Raw genomic sequence first — 21,377 nt, forward strand, 5'->3', positions numbered from 1 at the left:
CGTGGACGCTACCGCGATCAACGACTCCGGCGCTGGCCGGAGCGCGGCGTCGATCACGCTGGAGAACGTGGGCAAGGTCTATCCCGACGGGACGGTGGCGGTCGGCGACATCAGCCTCGACGTACCGGCCGGTGAGCTGGTCGTGCTGATCGGTCCGTCCGGGTCCGGCAAATCGACCGTGCTCCGGATGATCAACCGGTTGATCGAGCCGTCCAAGGGCCGGATCCTGATCGACGGCGAGGACGTCACCGACCAGGACCCGGTGAAGCTGCGCCGGCGGATCGGCTACGTCATCCAGAACGTCGGCCTCTTCCCGCACCAGAGCATCCGCGCCAACGTCGGCACCGTCCCCCGGCTGCTCGGCTGGCCCAAGAAGCGGACCAACGAGCGCGCCGACGAGCTGCTGGACCTGGTCGGCCTGGACCCGGGCCGGTACGGCGGCCGCTACCCGAACGAACTGTCCGGCGGCCAGCGCCAGCGCGTCGGGGTGGCCCGGGCGCTCGCCGCGGACCCGCTGGTGCTGCTGATGGACGAGCCGTTCTCGGCGGTGGACCCGATCGTGCGCGGCCGGCTCCAGGAGGAGTTCCTGCGGCTCCAGGCCGCGGTTCGCAAGACCATCGTGCTGGTCACCCACGACATCGATGAGGCCGTACGCCTCGGCGACCGGATCGCGGTGCTCGGCGAGGGTGGCCAGTTGCTGCAGTACGCCGCGCCGCCCGAGCTGCTGAGCAAGCCGAACTCCGCGCAGGTCCGCGACTTCGTGGGCGCCGACCGGGGTATCCGGCGGCTGACCGTGACGCCGCTGCGTGCCTCCCTGCGCCCGCTGGGCCAGGCGGAGAACGTCGACCGGCTGCCCACGGTGGGGGCCGACGGCACCCTCTACGACGCCCTGGCCGCGATGCTCACCGCCGACGCCCTGAACGTGGTCGCGCTCGAGGACGACAGGCCGGTGGGCACGATCTCCCGCTCGGCGATCTTCGAGGCGCCGAACGCCTAGGCAACTCTCAGCTTCCACATTGAACTAGGATGCTAGTGTCATAGCACCTTAGTTGAATGGAGGCTGTCCGTGATCGAATTCCATCTGGACGCCCGGTCCGGCGTCGCGCCGTACATGCAGCTCATCCATCAGGTCCGGCGCGCCATGCGCCTCGGCCTGCTCACCGAGGGCGACCAGCTGCCCACGGTCAAAGAGGTGGTCGGCAAGATCGCCATCAATCCGAACACGGTGCTGAAGGCCTACCGCGAGCTGGAATTCGAAGGCCTGGTCAAGCTGCGCACCGGCGTCGGCACCTTCGTCGCCCGGACGCTCAGCGACAAGACCCTGGCCGCCCACGCCCCGCTGCGCGCCGAGCTGGAGCGGTGGCTGGCTCGGGCACGCGAGGCCGGCCTCGAGGACGAAAGCATCGAGGCCCTGTTCCTCAGCGCGTTTCGCGCGCAAACGGAGGCCCGATCATGACTGATGCGATCGCCACCACGGGCCTCACCAAGAACTACGGCCGCAAGACCGCGCTGAACGACTGCACGCTGACCGTCCCGACCGGCCGGATCGTCGGCCTGGTCGGCCCGAACGGCGCCGGCAAATCCACCCTGCTCCAGCTGGCCTGCGGGCTGCTCCGGCCGACCACCGGCTCGATCGAGGTGCTCGGCGAGCGGCCGGGCAACGGGCCGGAGCACACCGCGCGGATCGGTTTCGTCGCGCAGGACACCCCGACGTACGCGCATCTGTCGATCGCCGAGCACCTGCGCCTCGGCCGCGCCCTGAACCGCGGCTGGGACGACGCCCTGGCCCGGGAGCGCATCGAGCAACTCGGGCTGGACCCGGCGCAGCGGGCCGGCAAGCTCTCCGGCGGTCAGCGGTCCCAGCTCGCGCTGACCCTGGCCGTCGCCAAGCGGCCCGAACTGCTGCTGCTCGACGAGCCGGTGGCCGCCCTGGACCCGCTGGCCCGCCGCGAGTTCCTGCAAGGACTGATGGAGCACACCGCCGAGCACGGCACGTCGCTCGTACTCTCCTCGCACCTGATCGCCGACCTGGAGCGCACCTGCGACTACCTGGTCGTGCTCGTCGACTCGCGGATCCGGCTGGCCGGCGACGTCGAGGAACTGCTCGCCCAGCACCACCGGGTGACCGGCGCCCGGCGGGAGGCGTCGAGCCTGCCGTCCGGACACGAGGTCGTCTACCAGAGCCACACCGGTAAGCAGAGCACGATGATCGTGCGGAGCTCCGCCCCGATCGAGGATCCGTGGTGGACGGTGGAGCAGCTCAGCATGGAGGACCTGGTCCTGGCGTACATGACCGAGGCCGGCCGGATCGCCCCGGCCCGGGTATTGGAGGGGCACCGATGACCTGGTTGACGTGGCGTCAGTTCCGCACACCCGTGGGGCTGGTGACCGGGATGGTGGCGCTGGTCGTGGTCGCGCTAGTGGTGGCCCGCCCCGCCCTGATGGACCTGTACCGGTCCACCGGCCTGGCGTCGTGCACCACGGATTGCACGCAGGAGCAGGTGCGGGACTTCCTCCTTCGTGCCGACGACCTCGCGGCCAAGCCGCTCTTCTGGGCCGGCTTCGCGGCGATCTACCTGATCCCGGCGATCATCGGGATCTTCTGGGGCGCACCGATGGTCGCCCGCGAGCTGGAGTCCGGCACCTTCCGGCTGGTGTGGAGCCAGGGCATCACCCGGAGCCGCTGGCTGGCCGTCAAGCTGCTGGCCGGCGCGGGCGCCGCGATGCTCGCCGCCGGGCTGCTCAGCCTGGCCGTGACCTGGTTCTCCGTCCCGTTCGACCGGGCCAACGACAACCGGCTGATCGCCGAGGTGTTCGGCGCGCGCGGGATCGTGCCCATCGCGTACGCGGCGCTGGCCTTCGTCCTGGGCGTGCTGATCGGAACCGTGCTGCGTCGCACCGTGCCGGCCATGGCGGTGACGCTGATCCTGATCGCCACGGTCCAGGTGGTGATGCCGACGCTGGTCCGCCCGAACCTGATCCCGCCGAAGCACTACACCGGGGCGCTCGTCGCCCAGACCGGCCTCGACGGCGGCTTCGAGGAGCTCATGATGAGCGGGGACGGCAGCCTCCACGTCATACCCCGGCTGGCGGAGCCGGGCGCCTGGGTCCTGTCGAACCGGGCGGTCAAGGCCGACGGCTCCACCTTCACCGGACCGTACGACCCGGCGTTCTGCGGCCGCGACGCCGGCGGCCCGAGGAGGTGCGAGGAGTGGGTCCTGTCCCAAAACCTGCACCAGGACGCGAAGTTCCAGCCGGCGAGCCGCTTCTGGCCACTGCAGTGGATCGAGACGGCACTGATCCTGGTGGTCTCGGCGCTGCTGGCGGCGCTGACCTTCTGGTGGGTCCGACGCCGCCTGAGCTGACACCCTCCCCGGTGGTGGGTGGGTCGCGCTGACCGACGACCCGCCCCCTCCCCCACCCCGTCACTGGGTGGGCCGTCGACGTTAGCCGGTCGGGAAGACTATTCGGTTGCTGTCCACAGGCACTTGGGCGCTGTGGACAACCCCGAGCCGGGCGGTTCCCTGGAGCGGGGACCGCCCGGCCATGGGCGTGCCGCGGGGGACGGGCAACGGCACGCCGCACTGGAGGGGACTAGCTGCACTGGAGGGGACTAGCTGCGCGTGCCTCGGCGTCCGCCGAGTGTTGCCAGTCCGATCAGCCAGCCGACGAAAATGCCGTAGCTGGCGCCGGACGAGGCCGACTCGAACGCTCGGAGCAGCGTCGGGTTGGCCAGGAACAGTGTGGTGAGCAGGGCGGCGAAGCCGCAGGAGAAGATGTACGCACCCCAGCCGGCGAAGAACTGGCTGATGGTGCCGCGGGCCCGGGCGAGTTGTGAACCGGGCAGCAGGAAAAGGAAGAGCGCGGTCAGGACGACCACCAGGATCGCTCGGAGGTCCTGCACGAGGATTTCGCGCAGGGAGTCGCCCGAGTCGATGTACCAGGCCGGCCAGCCGAGCAGCCGGAGCCACCAGCCGAGGGCCGTGGCCGGGTTCGTGTTGTCCGCGGCCCAGTCCCGATACCACGGGCTGCCGAAGACGAGCACCAGGATGAGCGCGGCGAAGGTGCCTGCCCCTGGTGCGGACTTGTACTTGTTACCGAGAGCCATGCGCCGCTATTTCCCAGGTGGCGTACAGCTTCAAACGACGGGCATAAATGCCCGGAACGGGATCTACCTCTGCAAATAGTCGATGAACGCCGCGCGCAGCAGAGGTTCCTGTTCGCCGTAGTGGTGGCCGGTCAGCTCGCGCCAGAGGGCGACCGCCTCGTCGATGGTGGGGCCGACCGAGTTGGGCGCGCCGTCCAGCGCGGAGGCCTCGTCCGAGTCGGGCAGGTGCTTGAACACCGACCAGAAGAAGCTCACATCACGCTGCTCCCGCGCCTTGGCGAAGGCGCGCTCACGCAACTGCTCCGTCTCCAGCGCATCCAGCTCAGCAAAGCTCGCAGACGTCATGCCACCCAGTCTAGGCGGCACCCCGTCCCAACGTTCGAGGTGGCGTGACTCCGTCCCGCGATCGGCCCGTCGTTGAGATGGCTCGCGGTTTTCTGACGCCCGTCGCTCTTTGCGGGCGTCAGAAAACCGCGGGCCATCTCAACGGCATCAGGGGGCCGATCGCCCCGCGGAGCGAAGCGAAGCAATTAAGCTCTGCCTCCACCCCAGGGACCGTCGTCCCAGCGATCCGTCCTGGCTTGAGGCTGGGCGGGGGGCTGGGACCAGGTCTCCGGCTGATCCGGGTGCCAGGTGCCCGCGGAGCTCGCGGCGGTCATCTGCCAGTCGTCGTCGGAGCCGCCGAGGGGCTGCGGGCGGCCGTACGTCTCGATCAGGCGGGTGACCACCAGGCCGGCGGCGAGCACCGCGGCGGCGATCGCGTAGAGCGCGATGTCGAAGTCGCGGCGGTCGGCGTAGTCCAGGAAGAGGGTGAGCGCGGCGGTCGCGAGCAGCGTGCCGAAGATGCCGCCGCGCCGGCCGAACGCGCTGGTCCCGGCCAGCATGGCGACGCCGATCGCGATGCCGGTCCACTCGAAGCCAGGCGCCGGCGTGACCGGCCGGCCGGGCTGCACGGTGGCGAGCAGGACGCCGGCCACGACCGCGAACAGCGAGGAGAAGACCAGGGCGGCGACCACGGGTACGGTGACGCCGGCGCCGCGGCGGCGGGCCGGGTCGCCGATCGGGCGCAGCTTGCCGATGAAGCGCCGCAGTGGCGCGACGGTGCCCGTGGCGCCGCCCAGCACGGCCAGCAGCGCGAAGCCGCCGAAGAGGAAGAACGCCTGGTCGGAGGGGTCGAAGTCGCCTTGGACGTTGACCGGGCCGGCGCGCAGCTGGTTGAAGACGACCACGCCGAACGCGGCCGCCAGGGTGGCCACCCAGCCGGGGACGTGCAGGCTGACCACCAGGATGGCGACCAGCAGGCCGGCGATCGCGGCGATGATCAGCGCGGGGACGGCCGCCTGGAGCAGGCCCTTGTCGCCGTTCTCGGCGTACTGCAGGGAGGCGGCGACGGCGATCGGGCCGATCGCGAGGTTGGGTACGCCGGCGCGCAGCGACAGCCCGGCGCCGAGGGCGAGCAGTCCGATCGCCGCGCCCCAGATGAGCAGGGTGTCCAGTGCGGGACGGCGCAGCGCGTCCGGTTCGAGGCGGTAGAGCAGGAAGCCGATCGCCGCGACGGCGAGCAGCAGCACGATCTCCCAGCCGATGTGGATGCCGAGCCGGTCGCGGCCGGTGTCCTCGCTCGAGATCAGGCGCAGCGGCTGGGCGGATCCGCCGTCCTGGTCGGGATCGAGCCCGTGCCTGCTCCGGAAGTCGTGCGCGGCGTATCCCGCTCGGTACGCCGCCGGATCACTGACCTGCTCGTCGTACGCCATCTTCTGCCTCCGGCCCCTGCCCCTTACTGAGGATACGGATGTAACCACCAGCGGAGTTCAAGACCAAGGCGCCGGGTCAGTTCAGCTTGGAATCTTTGTCCAGGTCGTCCGGGTCGTCCTGGTCTGGCACCCGGCAGGAGCGCTCCAGCCAGAGGGCGGCACCGATCAGGGCGAGCGCCGCGGCCACCCCGGCGGCGGTGGCCGGCAGGGCGTCGTTGGAGAACTCGCGGGACATGTCCAGCGCGAAGAACAGCAGCAGGCCCGAGCAGTACCCGCCGTAGAGGGCGCCGGCCAGCGAGGAGGCCTTGGCGAGTACGGCGTACCGCGCCACGGCCAGCGGCTCCACCGGGAGCGCGCCGCGTTTGCGCTGGACGCGGGCGGCGGTGTTCTGCGCGAGGATGCCCTCGGCGGCGGCCAGCGCGGCGATCACGATGACCGGCAGCCAGGGCGGGGCCGGCCACTCGTTGTAGAAGAAGCTGAGCAGCAGCCAGCCGACCGCCGCCGCGACCAGGGCCGCGACCACCAGCGCCGAGATGCTGGTCGGGCGCATCGACGGGTCGGCGCGCGGACCGCTCGGGTTGTTGCTCACGCGTCCGACTGTAGTAGGAGGTCGGGCCGGGGGGTCATCGCGGCGGCGTCGGCGGCGAGCCCCGGCTGGTTGAGCAGGTCGGTCACCCAGCCGTGCCCGGTGAGCCGCGCGTACGGCTGGATGTCCAGCCACGGTTTGAGCACGAAGGCCCGCAGGTGGGCGCGCGGGTGCGGCAGGGTCAGCTCGGCGTCGGCGCTGACCACGGGCTGATCGTCGGCGGTGTGCACCTCGATCACGTCGACGTCCAGCGTGCGCGGCGCGAAGCGGTGTTCCGGGTCGCGCACCCGGCCCGCGTCGGTCTCGCAGGCCCGGGCGAGCGCGAGCCAGTCGGCCGGTTCGGCCTCCGGGTCCAGACAGAGCAGGACCCCGTTGAGGTACGGGGGCTGAGCGCTGTCGTTCTCCCAGGGCGGCGTCTCGTACACCCCGGAGGCCAGGAGTACCCGGTCGCCGAGCAGGTCGACGGCCCGGCGCAGGTAGCCGATGCGGTCGCCCAGGTTGCTGCCCAGCGAGAGGACGGCCCTGCTCACGGACGTTCCCGGCGCAGGACCACGGCGACGTCGGCGAACTCGTGCGGGATCGGCGCCTGCGGCTTGTGGACGGTGACGGTGGCCGCGGCGACACGCTCGTCGGTCAGGCATGCGGCGGCCAGCCGGTCGGCCAGTGTCTCGATCAGGTCGACCGGTTCACCCGCGACGATCGCGGCGAGGCGGCCGGCCAGTTCGCCGTAGTGCACGGTGCGGGTGACGTCGTCGGTGGCCGCGGCGGGGGCGAGGTCCAGCTCCAGCTCGGCGTCGATCACGAAGTCCTGACCGTCGGCGCGTTCGAAGTCGTAGACGCCGTGGCGGCCATGGACGCGTAGTCCCGTCAGCCGGATCCGATCGCTCACGGCGTACCCCCGGATGGTTGTGCCAACCTCGGAGCGCCGGACGCGCTCCACACCTCGATCGCGTCCTTGGTCGCGCGCACCTCGTGGACGCGCACTCCCCACACCCCGGCGGCCACCGCCAGCACGCTGGTCGCGAGCGTGGCGTCGGCGCGTCCGGCGACCGGCCGCGGCGTGCCGTCCGGCGCGGCCAGCAGACGGCCCAGGTAGGACTTGCGACTGGCCCCGAAGAGCACCGGCTGACCGGTACCGACCAGCACGTCCAGCCGGCGGGTCAGCGCCCAGTTGTGCTCGGCGTTCTTGGCGAAGCCCAGTCCCGGGTCGAGGATGATCCGCTCGGCGGCGACCCCGGCCGCGCGCGCGGCCTCGACCCGTCCGGCCAGCTCCGCGGCCACCTCGGCGACCACGTCGTGGTAGCGGGCCAGGGCGTTCATCTCCCGGGAGTGCCCACGCCAGTGCATGACGACGTACGGGCAGCCGGCGCTCGCCACCAGCGGCGTCATGCCGGGGTCGGCCAGGCCGCCGGAGACGTCGTTGACCAGCGCCGCACCGGCGTCCAGCGCGGCCGCGGCGACGTCGGCCCGGGTGGTGTCGATGCTGGTCGGGACGCCGGCGGCGGTGAGCGCGGCGATCACCGGGACGACCCGGTCTGTTTCGGTACGCGTGTCGACCCGCTCGGCGCCGGGCCGGGTGGACTCCCCGCCGACGTCCACGATGTCCGCGCCCTCGTCCCGCATCGCCACGCCGTGCGCCACGGCGGCATCGGGGTCGGCGTAGAGACCGCCGTCGCTGAAGCTGTCCGGGGTGACGTTGAGGACCCCCATCACCACCGGGTGATCAAGATGGAGCAATTCGTCGCCGATCGGCACAGTCCCAACTTAGTCACTGTGGATCTTCGAACGTGTGTACCATCGCGCAGGTTGCGGGCGGCTCATCCGTCCCGTCACTCAGGTTCAGTCACGCCTTTACCTTGGGTAACGAATCAGGCAGCTTGTAGGTAAGAGGGGCGGCCCGTACGCTTCGGACAGGCATCATTTGAAGGACCGAAGGAAGCAGATGGGCTAGCGCAGGACAGGTCGCCCTTACGGCTCACTGGACGTGGGAGAGCCAGAAGTAGCACCATATGGGGTTGCCGTCAGGCTTCACAACTGCAGTGATCGATCTTTCTGGTCGGTCACCCGGGAGGTTTAACCGATGATCGCCACCGAACTCGCCGCTCAGGCAGCGACGGTGCTCCAGCAGGCCGTGCTCGCGGCCCCCGAACCCAAGGGCATCAACACCGAGGGTGTCGTCTCCTTCTTCGCGGGCAACATCGCGCCGATTCTCCTCGCCGTGCTGGGCGTCATCTTCATCGGCCGGGCCAGTCGCGGTGAGATCTCGAAGGTTCTCACCAGCTCGGCGATCGCCATCGTCGGCCTCGCCTTCATCGCCGGCGCCGCGACGCTGTTCTTCCTGGGCGACTACCTGATCGATTTGATCTTCAGCTAGTCATGCGCCTACGTACGGATGACGACATCTATCGGGCGCGACTCGTCTACCTCGGGCCGCCGGGATACACGCTGCCCATGCACCTGCCGTACGCGCAGTATGGGATGTTCGTCCTTCTCGTGCCGCTTTTCATGTTCGTGCACTATCTGATCTCGTTCGAGATCGACCCCTTCCCCGCCTGGGAGATCGCCCTGGCCATGGTCAGCACGTCGTACGTGTTCCGGCACGTCGACCCCGACCGGCCCGCACGTGTGGTCATCCGGACCGCGCTCACCGACTGGAAGCGCACCCGCGAACCTGCCACCGAGCGGCGCGACCCTCGTCTCGTCGCCTCTCGCATCCGCATTCGGGAGGAGCTGATATGACGATCCACAGTCCTGTCGCACACCCGAGCGGGGCCGCTTCATGACCACATCCCCTCCGCCGGGACGTCCCCGAGGCGGATCCCCCCAGTCGGCCAGGCAAAGTAACGGTGTGCGTTCGAATGATTACACAGACGATGCTTCTGCTGAGTTCAACTCTCCCGACACCGAGTTGGTGACGAGCCCGGGGCATGGTGCCGTGGGCGTGTTCCAGGCGCCGCAGCCCGTGCGGCCCCGTGCGAACGGGAGCGCGGGACTGGACGACAACTCACTGGACATCGACTCGCCGTTCCTCGATCTCTTCGGCGGGGCGCCCGCGTCCGCGCCGGCCGCACCGGCTTCGGAGGGCGAGCAGCAGGACCCGCCGGGCGACGATGACGACTTCGATTTCGGGTTCGAATTCGAGGAGCGGACGCCCGCGGGAGCGCCGGCGCTGTCCGTCCTGGATCCCGACACCTTCGTCCTCGACACCGACCCGGCTCCTGACTCCGACCGGGCCGCCGCCTTCCCCGATCCTGATCCCGGTCTTGGTCGGGCCGCCGCCGATCCTGATCCTGGTCTGGCCGCTGTCGGTCCTGACCCGGCGCCGCGTGCGCCCGACCGGCCGCCGGTCGGATTCGATCGGCCACTCGACCACGTCCGCGATTCGCACGATCGCGACCGGGGTCTTGATCTCCATCGGGTGCCTGTTGATCTCGGCCAGGCGCCTTCGGGTCACAACGTGGCGCCGCCGGATCGCGACCGGGCTCCTTCGGATCTCGGCACCGCCACGACTGTTGAGCAGCCCGCCGCGCGGGACGACGACGCGCCGCGCGCCTCCCAGGACGGGCCTCTGCGGGAATACGGTTCGCCGGCCGCACAGCCGGTCCACGACGTGCGGCCCGCCCAGGCCACGCCGGCTACGCCTCCCCACCAAGCTCCGCCGGTGGACGACTTCGACGCCGGGCTGGAGGACTGGCCTGACGAGGTCCTCGGCGCGCCCGACCGGCCGGTCTCCGCCACACCCCCATCGGCCGCGCCGCTTTCGGCTCCGCGGCCGGTCTCCACTCCGCCAGGCTCACGGCCCGTCTCGGCCGCGCCGGCCTCGGTCCCACCCGCCTCGGCACCACCTGTCTCGGCGGCGCGGCCGGTTTCCGCCCCGCCCGTCTCGACGCCGCCGCTGTGGCAGACCGTCGCCACGCCGGACCGGTCACACAGCGCCAACGGCGGGCACCCCGGCGTCACCCCGGTGCCACGGGCTCCGGAGCGCGACATCCAGCCGATTCGTTCCGGCCGAGCGCTCGCCGAGCCAGAACCCCGAGACCTGCCGGCCACCATGCCGGAACGGGCACCCGCGCGTCCGCAGACCAAAGCGCCCGCCAAGCGCCGGCGGAAGCGTGACGAGCCGGACAACCTTCCCGCCGTACGCAAGAGCGATCTGAAGCCGGCGACCGTCAAGCCTGGCAAGATCAAGTTCAGCGACCGCGACCCCTCGATCGAGCTGGAGATCAGCGAGATCGCCGGCCACCTGACCTTCACCCAGTCCACGGTGACGGCCTGGTACTGGCTGCCCGAGGTGCGCTGGGCGTTCCGCCCCGACGCCGAACGGGAGGCGCTGCTCTCCGCGATCTCCGAACAGTACGCGGGCCTGGCCGGCTTCCGGCTGCACCTGCGCCGCACCACCAGGCCGTTCCCGGCGGACGAGTGGGCCCGTACCGTCGACTCCCTGACCGTCCGCCCGCTCCCCGACGTAAGTGGGGCGACCTCCTGGTCGGACCACCTGGTCGCCGCCCAGCGGCACCTGCTCTCGGTGAACCACGCCGAAGGGCAGACCTACCTGGGTGTGACGTTCGCGCGGCGCTCGCTCGGCGACACGTTCTCCGAGCGCATCCTGCGGATGTTCGGCAAGGGCACCTCCGACGGCGAGCGGCGCAAGCTGGGCCGGACCGTCGAGCAGTTCGACGAGGTGCTGAACGCGTTCGGCATGCGGGGCCGCCGGGTCACCCCGCAGGAGCTGGAATGGCTGCTCTTCCGGTCGGTCGCGCTGTGCATGGCGCCGCCCGGGCCGCTGTCGCCGGTGACCAGCGGGCAGTGGGACTCCGGCGACCTGCTGGCGCTGACCGAGCAGGTGGAGCGGTACCGCACGCCGTACGGCTCGACGGTCAAACTGGTGAACCGGATGACCGGCGAGGAACGGCACGTCGCAGTGCTGTCTGTCGGCCGGATGGAGCCGCTGGAGATCCCCGAGAAACACGAGCCGTGGATGCACTTCCACGAGCGTCTGCCGTGGCCGATGGAACTGTCGTCACGGATCGACATCCTGGGCTCAGGCAGCTCGTTCAAGAACCTCGAACATCGGCTGCGGATGATCCGCTCGCAGCAGCTCGACTACGCCGAGCACGGCATCGACGCGCCGCCCGAGCTGGAACGGCTGGCCAAACGGGCGCTGGTGATCGGCGACGAGATGACCACGGGACTACCGGTCGAATCGGCGCGGGCGCACGGCTGGCACCGGATCGCGGTCGGTGGGCGTACGCGTGAAGAATGTCTGGAAAGAGCGCGCCGCCTCATCCAGCTGTATTCGAGGGAGCTGCGGATCTCCCTGCAGCACCCGAAGAACCAGGACCAGCTGGCGCGCGAGTTCATCCCCGGCGAGCCGATCGCCAACACCGGCTACGTGCGCCGGATGCCGGTGAAGCTGCTGGCCGCGGCGCTGCCCCAGGCCGCCTCGACCGTCGGCGACCGGCGCGGCGACCTGATCGGGCGCACCGCGGGCACCTGTCGGCGGCCGGTCTTCCTCGACCTGCACTTCCCGATGGAGGTGCGCGAGCGTTCCGGGCTGGGCGTCTTCGTGGCGGAGCCCGGCGGTGGCAAGTCGACGCTGATGGGCGCCCTGGGCTACCTGAACGCGCGGCGGGGTGTGCAGGTCACGCTGCTCGACCCGTCCGGCCCGCTCGCCCGGCTGTGCCAGATGCCGGAACTCAAGCCGTACTCCCGGGTGCTCAACCTGACCGGCTCGGAGCAGGGCACGCTGGCGCCGTACGCGCTGATCCCGACCCCGATCCGCACCGAGTTCCCGGCCGGCCCCGGCGGCGACCGGGAATACGAGATCGCGGTGTCCAACGCCCGAGCCGAGCGCCGCATGCTGGTGCAGGACATCTGCTCGATGCTGGTCCCGCCGCAGGTGGCCAAGGAGGCGTCCACGGCGACGCTGCTGCGGCACGCAGTCCGGAAGGTGCCGGCTGAGGAAACCTCCACGCTGGACGACGTGGTGCGTACCCTCCAGGGCCTCGACGACGACGGCAAGGAACTCGCCAACCTGCTCCTCGACACCGCCGAGATGCCGCTGGCCCTGCTGTTCTTCGGCTCCCCGCCGAAACACCTGCTCGGCGCCGACTCGACCCTCACCGTGATCACCATGGCCGGCCTGCGCCTGCCCGACCTGAAAATCGAACGCGAATACTGGTCGGCGGAGGAGTCCCTGGCCCTGCCGATGCTGCACACCGCGCACCGCCTGGCGGTCCGCCGTTCCTACGGCGGTTCGATGTCGGCCCGCAAGATGGTCGGCCTGGACGAGGCCCACTTCATGGAGGGCTGGCGCTCGGGACGGTCCTTCCTGGTCCGCCTCGCCCGCGACTCCCGCAAGTGGAACCTGGCGGCCCTGATCGCCTCGCAGAACCCCCGCGACATCCTCGGCCTGGACGTACAGAACCTGGTGTCGACGGTCTTCGTCGGCCGCATCGCGGAAGACCAGGAGATCGCCAGCGAGGCGCTCCGGTTGCTGCGGGTGCCGGTTCACGACGGGTACGAATCCACGCTAGCCTCGCTGTCCCAGGTGGACACGTCCTCATCCCATCGACTCGGCTTCCGCGAGTTCGTGATGCGGGACGTGGACGGCCGGGTGCAAAAGGTGAGAGTCGACGTCTCCTACGTCGACGGCCTCCTCGAGCACCTGGACACGACGCCGGCGGCACAGGCGGCCCCGGTGACCACCATTCCCAGCATGTCCGACCTGGAGGGCTGAGATGATGCGGCGGGCCCTGGCGACGTTGCTGACCTTGCTGGTAACAGCGGTAGCGTCGATCGCATGGGCGGTAGCGGCGCCGCCCCCCGCCAGCGCAACACCGGTCTTCGAACGCGCCCCGGGCGCCTGCAGCCTCGAAGAGTGGCGGAACGACATGGACGGCTGCGTGAAGCGGCTGGCCAAGGTCGGAGAAGGGCAAGCTAGATGCCTTTATTCACCCGAACCGAGCACCCCGGATTCGGGTTTGGCGGGCTGGTTCGCGGAACGCCCCAGCTCAGCGGGTAAGGCTGGACCTCAAGGCATCTACAGCGAGTACGGCTATGCGGGGTACAGTTTTACTACTTACGACCTCGACAATGGCTGCGCCTCAACACTCATAGACCCCGAATACAAATTCGAGACCACAGTTGCGAACGGCGAGTTTATGATCGCCACGGCCGTTATCGGCGCATCAAATGCGCTGCGAGAGCGGTCTTGGGATCCGCGCACCATGTGGAGCTGGGCGGATCCGCTTGTGGAGGAAGCCACAAAGGCGGTCTACGAGAAGGTATTCAGCGTTTTTGGTGTCATCACGCTGGCAATCGTCGGCTTGTACCTGATATGGCGATCCCGCCAAGCAGAGATGGGTGCGGCGACTACAACTGCGGGCTGGGCGATTTTGGTGATGGTCGCAGTGACGGCTCTCGCCGCCTGGCCGGTCCGATCGGCCAACTTCGCCGATCAAGGCCTCATTTCGACTCTTGGCGTGGTCCACGATGCTGTAGGACCACGTGCGCAGACCCTCCCCCCGAGCCAGTGCGATGACCCGAATCCTGGCGCATGCGATGATCATCGACCGCCGGCTGTCCGGGCCAGCGATACCGCGACCGACACGATGCTCTATCGGAACTGGTTGCGAGGAATTCTTGGATCCGCCGATAGCGATACTGCGAAGAAGTATGGTCGCGCGCTTTATGACGCGCGCTCTTTCACTTGGGAAGAAGCGCAGCGGATTCGCGATAATCCCAGCACCCGCGACGCTGTTCGCAACGGCAAGAAGGACCAGTGGAGGGCGGTCGCCGAACAGATCAAAGGCGAGGACCCGGAGGCGTACGAGTACCTCAAGGGCGTCAACGGAATGGACCGCGTAGGCGCTGGGTTCATCGCGATGCTCGCGGCCATCATGTTTGCGCTGTTCGATCTGACCGCCTCACTGCTAGTCCTGCTCGGCTTTTTGATTTTCCGGTGGGCGGTAATCGCGGCGCCGATTCTCGGCACGGTGGGCATGCTCCGGCCGGCAAGTGCCGGGATCAAGCGGTTGGGCAACGCCGTTGTCGCCGCGGTGTTCAACATTGCGATCTTCGGCACAGGCTCGGCAATCTATCTATTCGCTGTCGATCTGATCATGAATACTGCCAGTCTCGCCGGATGGCTGCAGGTGGTCTTGGTCTTCCTCTGCGGCGTTGTCGGCTGGGTGTTGTTGCGCCCCTATACGCGCATTACTCAACTCGGCGGCAAGAACAACACGAGGCAGCTTTCCCGCTTCTTCGAAAACCTTGTCAGCCGACGGGGCAGAGACGTCCTGTTGACCAACGAGGACGGGAAGAGCAGCACGATCAGCGTCGATCCGCTGGGCGGCGGAAGCCGCTGGTCCTCCCTGCGACCGGAATCAAGGACCGAAGATCCGTCGAGCACTCAGCCCGATCGAAAGTCGTCGCCGCTTCCCGCCTCGAGGAAAGGCTCAGCCAAGCCCGATTCGCGGCCGGAGGAGGCCGTCGAGCGGACGCCTGATGAGGCGCCCACCTCGACGCCGCGCACTCCAGCCGACCCCGCGCGGACGCGACGGCCCGCCATTTGGTCGGAACCCGATGTCGCCGAACGACCGGCCTCGTTCTCGATCTATCGACCGGAGACACAGACCACAACACGCGAACCTTCCGAGCCGCGGGTGCGCACAGAGGCGAAGTGATAATCGATGGCTCCGCGCATGCTGGAACGTGGTCTGACGGGATTGTTCCGATCTCGGTGGGGTGTCGCGTTGGTACTCGCGATCATCGTGCTCGCTGTTGTGGGGATCGGTCGCGTCTTCTCCGATGGGTCTGAGCCCGACCGCACTCCGGTGGGGGCGGGATCACCGAGGCCCACGCTCAGCGTTAACCTTGATGACGAGGACAGCGTCATCTCACCCGAACCGCCTCCACAGCCCAAAACCAGTCCTGGTACCGCCCAGCCCGAGGCGGTCGCATATGCCTTCGCCGGCGCCTGGGTCGATCATCGGAGCGTCTCGGCAAAGACCTGGCGCGATCGTCTGAGGCCGAACGCAACCGAGGAACTCGCTAACGATCTCGCGGGCACTGATCCGGAGGACGTACCGGCAGATCGTGTCAACGGGCAACCAAAGCTGGTACCGATCGGCGAGAACCTTCTCGATGCCGTCATCGAGACCGACTCCGGACAACTCACGCTGCGCCTGACAGCACCCGAAGGCCGCTGGCTGGTGAGTGCCATCGACTGGAACGGACCATGAGATTCCCCCGGCCGAGCCGGTTCGGGCTGCTGATCGCCCTGGTCGCGACGTTGGTTCTCCTCTGTTGCGGTGGCAGCGTCAGCGCGATTCTGATCGGCGGACTGGGCGCCGAAGACGACACCAACGCCTTCTCCACGTTGGGCTGCGGGCAAGGTGGTCCGATCGATGAGAACGGCAAGATGCCGTCTATCTCCAATTACGGCGCGGACCAGATCAGGAATGCGGCAATCATCATCAACACCGGTGCCGACCTCAAGTTGCCGCCGCGCGCCTGGGTCATCGCGGTTGCAACGGCTATGCAGGAGTCGACACTCCACAACTATGGGAATCTGGGCGCACGCAACGACCACGATTCGCTGGGGCTCTTTCAGCAGCGGCCAAGCGCCGGCTGGGGAACGCCGAAACAGGTTCAGGATCCGGTCTACGCCAGCCGGAAGTTCTACGAGAAGCTGCAAACCGTCAAGAACTGGGACAAGCTCTCGCTCACCAAAGCCGCCCAGAAGGTCCAGCGCAGCGCATACCCGAATGCCTACGCCAAGCACGAGGCCCTCGCCACCATGATCGTCAACGAGCTCGCCGACGGCGCTGCTCACGCAATCGGTAATTCGACGGCGCTGATGTGCGCGGCCGGCGGACAGATCGCGGCGTCCGGCTACGGTATCCCGCTAAAGTCGACGGTCGGGTCGGGGTTCCGCACGCCGCAGAGGCCTACCCACCAGGGCGTCGACCTGATCGTCAGCCGGTACACGCCGATCGCGGCGGTGGCTAGCGGAGTGGTGTCGGTGGTCAAGTGCGACGAGGACCGGCGCGGCCGGCGCAGTTGTGACGTCGATGGCTACCCGGGCAAGGGCGGTTGCGGGTGGATGGTCGAGATCGTTCACGCCAATGACGTGATGACGCGCTACTGCCACATGGTGCAGAAGCCGTTCGTGACCGTCGGCCAGCAGGTGGCGGCAGGTGACATCATCGGGCGAGTGGGCACCAGCGGAAACTCATCCGGACCGCACCTCCACTTCGAGGTGCACAGGAACAACGATCGAACCAGCAGAGGCGCGATCGACCCTATCCGTTACATGCGGGAACAGGGCGCGCCACTTGGGGGCGACGAGTGAGTAGGGGTGCAATGCCCGACCCGTTCAGCGGCCAAGCCGGGGGATGGGAGCACGAGGGCCTACGGCCGATCGTGCCGACGCCGGCCAACATGGCGGGCCCGTTGCGCGGCCGCCGAGTGCTCATCGGTCTTCCAGGCATGGGGTGGCGGGCGGACCTGCGTGCGGACGAGAAGGTCGTTCAGGGCAGCCGAACGTACGTTCCGGTCATGTCTGAGTCAGAGTGGTACCGGGCCGAAGCCGAGCAGACTGAGGTCTTCGCTCCGATGGTCCCTGTTGAGAGGGTCTGGGCCGAGGAGTATGGGCTCGCCGGTACCGCCGTCCTGCCTAGCGACATGATCTCTCGGCTCGTATCGCTAGATGGTCCGCCGCGCCGCAGCCCGGTATCGGCCCTGGACGCGGATGTTATTACGGGGCGCCGTGTAGTTCAGATTTTGGACAATGGCCACGAGCGTCGCGACCTTCGTGGCGTGACCGAGGTGCACAGTGGTGATGAGGGCGACGTCTGCGTCCGCGTGACTACCGAGTTGGACTGGTACAGGTGGGGTTGGACCGGTCGTGCACCGAGCACCCTCGAAGTGCCGGTGAACACGCTCTGGGTGGAGTAGGTTTCACGCTTCTTTATTGGCACCGCAGACGCGCCAACCTTCGTTGTCAACAAGGTGGAAACTCCACGTTTCCGTCCGCCTACTCTGCGTCTGACCATCTCGTCTTCCGGCGATCGTCAGATCCGTGGTGACCAGTCTCTGACTCCCGCTACCGGAGATCAGCAGGCTGCTCCAGCTCACTCCAACCGATACGCCAAAGTCCTTCTCCCGCTTGACGTTCTCGTCACGGAGAGCGGAAATGGCTGCGAGTTTCGGTTGCGCCTCGCACATGAAGAGCTCAGCCTGCTTGTCGTCACGATCGACTAGATAGGCCCTCAAGAAAGAATCGACCACCGCGTCCGGGGCGTCACGCTTGATTTCGGTGGCGTCGTCGTAGAGGGAGACGGCGACGCCTAGGCCGCCTAGGCAGAGCAAGGCTGCGATGCCGGCGATCATGGCCAGGATGAGGCGGGCGCGGCGGTTGGGGTGCTTTGCGGGGGGTGGGGGCGCGCCCTGGAGTGGCACGGCCGGGGTGGGCTGTGTCGGGGGGGACGAGGGCTCCGGGGGCTGCACACCGTCGACTTTAGTGCGTTCCGGCCATCGATTGATCTGCGCCACGGAACGTGCTGTGGCTACGGAACGCAAAGGTTCGGCGTGGCTGGGATACGGTTTGAGCGCACACAGGGAGGTGAGGCGGTGGCGGAATCGAGTTCGCGGATCGATCAGGCCGCTGCCCTGCATCGGCAAGCCGAGGCTGTCGTCGCCGCCGCGGCGGGTGCGCTTGATGGGCAGGCGCCGGCTGCGGGCGATCCTCGGGAGCAGCATGCCCTGGCCGAAGAGTTGCGGGCTGCGGCCGCTGAGCTTGCACCTGGATGGCTGGGCGCTCCCCTTGAAGCACGGTCGGCCGTCACGCCGCTCGGTGGTGCTGGGCTGCCTCAGTTCGTTCGGATCGGTGTCGCCCAGCCGTTGGACGATGCCACCTTCCCCGCCGTTGTGCCGTTGTTCGGGGCGGGACATCTGACCGTCGATCAGGACGCTCGGGATGCTCGGGTGGCGGGCATGTTGCGCAGCGTGGTTCTGCGTCTGCTGGCCGCCACGCCCGCCGGGTCGTTGTTGTTGCGGGCCGTGGACTGTGCGGGCGGCGGGACCGTTTTCGCGCCGTTCGAGCCGTTGACCGACGCGGGGATTCTGGCGCCGGTGGCCACCGATCAGGCCGAGCTGCGCGAAACCCTGAACGAGGTGCAGAAGTGGCTGCGGACCCGCCGCGCCGAAGGGCCTCGGCGGAGCAGGCGCGACAAGGTCATGCTGCTGGTGATCGCCAGCCTGCCGCCGACCGCGTGGGGTGAGCTGAGCCAGATCGCGCTGCTCGCCCAGCAGGGGCCGGAGGCCGGGCTTCATCTGATCGTGGCGGGCTGGCCGCCACCGCCGGAGAACACCGGCGACAGCCAGCAAGGCATGCTGCCGCACTCCACGCCGGTCGGGTTGCTCAACCCGGACGTACGGATCGGCAACACGCCGGCCGGCCGGTTCACCGCGGCCGTCGACGGGTTCCTCGACGTTCCGGTCTTCCTCGACGACGACCCGCCGCCGCACCTGATCGACGCGGTGTGCCAGGAACTGGTCGCCAGCTCCGCCCAGGCCGACCGGGTGACGCTGGCCGACCTGGTGCCCGAGCCGGGCGAGGAGATCTGGACGGCGGACGCCGCCGACGGGCTGAGCACCCCGGTGGGTCAGGCCGGCGACAACCCGGTGGTGCTGCAGTTCAACGACCTGACGCCACACTGGATGGTCGGCGGGCGGTCCGGCGCCGGCAAGACCGCGTTCCTGATCAACGTGCTGTACGGGCTGTGCACCCGGTTCTCCCCCGCCGAGCTGTCGCTGTACCTGCTCGACTTCAAGGAGGGCGTCTCGTTCGCCGAGTTCGTCCCGACCCAGCGGGACCGCACCTGGCTGCCGCACGCGCGGGCCGTCGGTGTCGAGTCCGACCGGGAGTACGGCCTGGCCGTGCTGCGCGAACTGGACGCCGAGATGACCCGGCGGTCGGTGGCGTACAAGCGGGCGGGGGTGACGAAGTTCGCCGACCTGCGCGCGGTCGCCGCCGAGGAGGGCCGCGGTAAGCCGATGCCGCGGGTGCTGTGCGTGATCGACGAGTTCCAGGTGTTGCTCGCCGGCAACGATCCGATCGCCACGGAAGCGGTCGGCCTGCTGGAGTCGCTGGCTCGCAAGGGCCGCTCGTACGGCATCCATCTGGTCCTGGCCAGTCAGACCGTGCTCGGCGTCGAGGCCCTGTACGCCAAACGCGACTCCATCTTCGGCCAGTTCCCGGTCCGCATCGCCCTGCCCGGCGGCGGCGACGTGCTGGAACCCACCAACGACTCGGCGGCAGGCGTGGCCCTGGGCACCGCCGTGGTGAACACCGCCGGTGGCCTCGGCGGCCCGCGCGGCGCCACCCGCGGCCACGAACGCGTGGTGCGCTTCCCCGACCCGCACGCCGACAAGGCGGCGCTCAGCGACCTGCGGCACAAGCTGTGGGGCGCCCGCGATCCGGAGTCCGTCCCGCCGCGCATCTTCGCCGGCTACGCCCAGCAGCACCTGGCCGACGACCCGACCTACCGGGCGGCGCTGGCCGGCCGCGCGGGCCGTCCCGCGGCTCTGGTCGGCCGGTCGATCGACGTGCAGCTGTCCACGGCCGCCTTCCCGCTGGACACGTCGCCGGGACGGCACCTGGCGATCTTCGGGTCGCGGCCGGACGGCGCCGAGGTGTTGCAGGCGGCCGCGTTGAGCGTGGCGGCCTTCCACGCCCCGCGTACCGCACGATTTGTGATCTCGTCGTTGGTCGCCGAAGGTGACGAGCTGGCCAAGGACCTGGCTGTGGAGATCGGCCACCGGCAGGAAGTGGTGGCGGTCGGCGCGTCCGGCCTGGCCGACCAGCTGACCGTGGAGCGGCCGAGCTACCTGGTGGTGTTCGGGATGGACGCGGCCAGCCCGGGGACGCTGCCGACGCTGCGTCAGGTGCTGCGTGAGGGGCCGAGCCGCGGCGTGCACCTGCTGTCGTGGTGGCGGGGGATGCGGCGGTTCGCCGAGGAGACGGGCGGCAGCGCGGGCCGGGAGGATGTGGCCGGGCTGCTGTTCCTGAACACGTCGCAGCAGGATGTGGCGCTGATGCTGGGCCGGCCGGTCGACTGGCACCCGCGGCCGAACCGTGCGCTGCTCCACGACCGGCAGACGGACAAGTCGGACCGGCTGGTGCCGTTCGCGCGGCCTGAGGCGGAGGAGCCGTGACCGAGCCGACCACGGAGGAAGTGCCGATCCCGACGCAGGGTGGGCAGGCGCCGGCGCAGCCGATCGGTGGGCCGTGGGCCGACTATCTGGCCGCGGCGCAGCGGTTGGACACCCTCCGGCGCCAGGCGAGTGCGATGGCGGGTGAGCGGGCTGCGGCTCTGGGGTCCGCCAGGCAAGAGCTTTCCGCTGTACGCGCGCGGCTCGCACCGCAGCGCGCCCGGTTGGTGCAGGAGTTCGGCGTACCGGAGAAGGATCTTGTGCCGCAGGCCGCCGAGCAGGCCCTCGCCGCGCCCGCGGTGACCGGCGGACCAGCTGCGGTCCTGACGGCGTTGCGGCAGGTCAGGGGCACCGCGGACGCGGCCGACGCGGCGATGCTGGGTTCGCCGGGCAAACGCATCGCGTCGCTGCGGCCGTGGGCGCGCAACCTGCTGGTGTACGGCCCGTTCGCGGCCGCCGTGCTGATCGTGCAGATCGTGCTCTACCTGGTGGCGCCGGCCGGTTCGGTGCCCACCTATGCGCTGCTGTGCGGGCTGAGCATGCCGCTGCTGGCGTTCGGGCTGGGCTGGGTGACGATCGGGTTCGTCTACGGCGGCGGCCCGGAGAAGGTGGACCGCACCCCCCTGGTCGGGGTGGTGGCGTGCCTGACGCCGGTGCTGCTGACCTGCATGGCCGTGGGATTGCTGCAGTTCGTCAAGTGAGGGGGCGG

At 69.3% G+C, this 21,377-nt stretch carries 21 protein-coding genes; 13 read left to right on the forward strand and 8 right to left on the reverse strand.

The features are described 5' to 3' along the window. Position 1 precedes the first annotated feature (1 nt). From QSK31_RS21390 to QSK31_RS21405, 4 genes are all read left to right on the forward strand, one after another. Positions 2-997, forward strand: a complete 996-nt coding sequence (locus tag QSK31_RS21390) for an ABC transporter ATP-binding protein (protein WP_285686025.1) — start codon at positions 2-4, stop codon at positions 995-997. A 69-nt stretch (positions 998-1,066) separates the two neighbouring features. Beyond that, positions 1,067-1,456, forward strand: a complete 390-nt coding sequence (locus QSK31_RS21395) for a GntR family transcriptional regulator (protein ID WP_285686026.1) — start codon at positions 1,067-1,069, stop codon at positions 1,454-1,456. Beyond that, positions 1,453-2,343 carry an ABC transporter ATP-binding protein gene (locus QSK31_RS21400; RefSeq protein ID WP_285686027.1) on the forward strand — a complete coding sequence of 297 codons (891 nt, stop codon included), beginning with the start codon at positions 1,453-1,455 and terminating at the stop codon, positions 2,341-2,343. The genes QSK31_RS21395 and QSK31_RS21400 overlap by 4 nt, the downstream gene beginning before the upstream one ends. After that, positions 2,340-3,365 (forward strand): ABC-2 membrane transporter-related protein, encoded by a 1,026-nt coding sequence (locus tag QSK31_RS21405; protein ID WP_285686029.1) that lies wholly within the window; start codon positions 2,340-2,342, stop codon positions 3,363-3,365. The genes QSK31_RS21400 and QSK31_RS21405 overlap by 4 nt, the downstream gene beginning before the upstream one ends. A 248-nt stretch (positions 3,366-3,613) precedes the next feature. Here the strand turns inward: QSK31_RS21405 and QSK31_RS21410 are convergent, their stop codons facing one another. The 7 genes from QSK31_RS21410 to folP all read right to left on the reverse strand — a co-directional run bounded on the left by QSK31_RS21410 (position 3,614) and on the right by folP (position 8,158). Next, positions 3,614-4,108: a hypothetical protein gene (locus QSK31_RS21410; RefSeq protein WP_285686030.1), complete on the reverse strand. Its 495-nt coding sequence runs from the start codon at positions 4,106-4,108 to the stop codon at positions 3,614-3,616. Between the two features lie 63 nt (positions 4,109-4,171). Then, positions 4,172-4,453, reverse strand: coding sequence for a hypothetical protein (locus tag QSK31_RS21415; RefSeq protein ID WP_285686031.1), 282 nt, complete (start codon positions 4,451-4,453; stop codon positions 4,172-4,174). A gap of 185 nt (positions 4,454-4,638) precedes the next feature. Continuing rightward, positions 4,639-5,862, reverse strand: a complete 1,224-nt coding sequence (locus tag QSK31_RS21420) for an ABC transporter permease (RefSeq protein ID WP_285686032.1) — start codon at positions 5,860-5,862, stop codon at positions 4,639-4,641. 76 nt (positions 5,863-5,938) lie between these two features. After that, positions 5,939-6,412, reverse strand: a complete 474-nt coding sequence (locus QSK31_RS21425) for a DUF3180 domain-containing protein (protein ID WP_285686168.1) — start codon at positions 6,410-6,412, stop codon at positions 5,939-5,941. 35 nt (positions 6,413-6,447) lie between these two features. Next, positions 6,448-6,978 (reverse strand): 2-amino-4-hydroxy-6-hydroxymethyldihydropteridine diphosphokinase, encoded by a 531-nt coding sequence (gene folK / locus QSK31_RS21430; protein WP_285686033.1) that lies wholly within the window; start codon positions 6,976-6,978, stop codon positions 6,448-6,450. Further along, entirely contained in the window at positions 6,975-7,337 is a 363-nt protein-coding gene (gene folB / locus QSK31_RS21435) for a dihydroneopterin aldolase (protein WP_285686034.1), read from the reverse strand. The genes folK and folB overlap by 4 nt, the downstream gene beginning before the upstream one ends. Beyond that, positions 7,334-8,158 (reverse strand): dihydropteroate synthase, encoded by an 825-nt coding sequence (gene folP / locus QSK31_RS21440; RefSeq protein ID WP_285686169.1) that lies wholly within the window; start codon positions 8,156-8,158, stop codon positions 7,334-7,336. Before folP ends, folB begins: the two co-directional genes overlap by 4 nt. A gap of 370 nt (positions 8,159-8,528) precedes the next feature. Here folP and QSK31_RS21445 point away from each other — a divergent pair, with 370 nt between their 5' ends. The 7 genes from QSK31_RS21445 to QSK31_RS21475 all read left to right on the forward strand — a co-directional run bounded on the left by QSK31_RS21445 (position 8,529) and on the right by QSK31_RS21475 (position 17,410). Beyond that, positions 8,529-8,822, forward strand: coding sequence for a hypothetical protein (locus QSK31_RS21445; protein WP_285686035.1), 294 nt, complete (start codon positions 8,529-8,531; stop codon positions 8,820-8,822). Positions 8,823-8,824: 2 nt separating this feature from the next. Beyond that, positions 8,825-9,187, forward strand: a complete 363-nt coding sequence (locus QSK31_RS21450) for a hypothetical protein (RefSeq protein ID WP_285686036.1) — start codon at positions 8,825-8,827, stop codon at positions 9,185-9,187. A gap of 196 nt (positions 9,188-9,383) precedes the next feature. Next, positions 9,384-13,187, forward strand: a complete 3,804-nt coding sequence (locus tag QSK31_RS21455; protein ID WP_285686037.1) for an ATP-binding protein — start codon at positions 9,384-9,386, stop codon at positions 13,185-13,187. A gap of 1 nt (position 13,188) precedes the next feature. Then, complete coding sequence (locus tag QSK31_RS21460; RefSeq protein ID WP_285686038.1) at positions 13,189-15,135, forward strand: MFS transporter; 1,947 nt, start codon at positions 13,189-13,191, stop codon at positions 15,133-15,135. 6 nt (positions 15,136-15,141) lie between these two features. Next, complete coding sequence (locus QSK31_RS21465) at positions 15,142-15,693, forward strand: hypothetical protein (RefSeq protein ID WP_285686039.1); 552 nt, start codon at positions 15,142-15,144, stop codon at positions 15,691-15,693. Beyond that, positions 15,690-16,805 (forward strand): M23 family metallopeptidase, encoded by a 1,116-nt coding sequence (locus QSK31_RS21470; protein WP_285686040.1) that lies wholly within the window; start codon positions 15,690-15,692, stop codon positions 16,803-16,805. Before QSK31_RS21465 ends, QSK31_RS21470 begins: the two co-directional genes overlap by 4 nt. Positions 16,806-16,816: 11 nt before the next feature. Then, positions 16,817-17,410: a hypothetical protein gene (locus tag QSK31_RS21475; RefSeq protein WP_285686041.1), complete on the forward strand. Its 594-nt coding sequence runs from the start codon at positions 16,817-16,819 to the stop codon at positions 17,408-17,410. Positions 17,411-17,413: 3 nt separating this feature from the next. Here the strand turns inward: QSK31_RS21475 and QSK31_RS21480 are convergent, their stop codons facing one another. Continuing rightward, positions 17,414-18,406 carry a hypothetical protein gene (locus QSK31_RS21480; protein ID WP_285686042.1) on the reverse strand — a complete coding sequence of 331 codons (993 nt, stop codon included), beginning with the start codon at positions 18,404-18,406 and terminating at the stop codon, positions 17,414-17,416. Positions 18,407-18,460: 54 nt separating this feature from the next. Between QSK31_RS21480 and QSK31_RS21485 the strand changes: the two genes are divergently transcribed. Both QSK31_RS21485 and QSK31_RS21490 read left to right on the forward strand, forming a co-directional pair. After that, positions 18,461-20,671 (forward strand): FtsK/SpoIIIE domain-containing protein, encoded by a 2,211-nt coding sequence (locus tag QSK31_RS21485; RefSeq protein WP_502872988.1) that lies wholly within the window; start codon positions 18,461-18,463, stop codon positions 20,669-20,671. Next, positions 20,668-21,369: a hypothetical protein gene (locus tag QSK31_RS21490; protein ID WP_285686044.1), complete on the forward strand. Its 702-nt coding sequence runs from the start codon at positions 20,668-20,670 to the stop codon at positions 21,367-21,369. The genes QSK31_RS21485 and QSK31_RS21490 overlap by 4 nt, the downstream gene beginning before the upstream one ends. The last annotated feature ends 8 nt before the right edge of the window (positions 21,370-21,377 follow it).

This window comes from Actinoplanes sp. NBRC 103695 (assembly GCF_030269485.1).
In the GTDB taxonomy this organism is placed as follows: domain Bacteria; phylum Actinomycetota; class Actinomycetes; order Mycobacteriales; family Micromonosporaceae; genus Actinoplanes.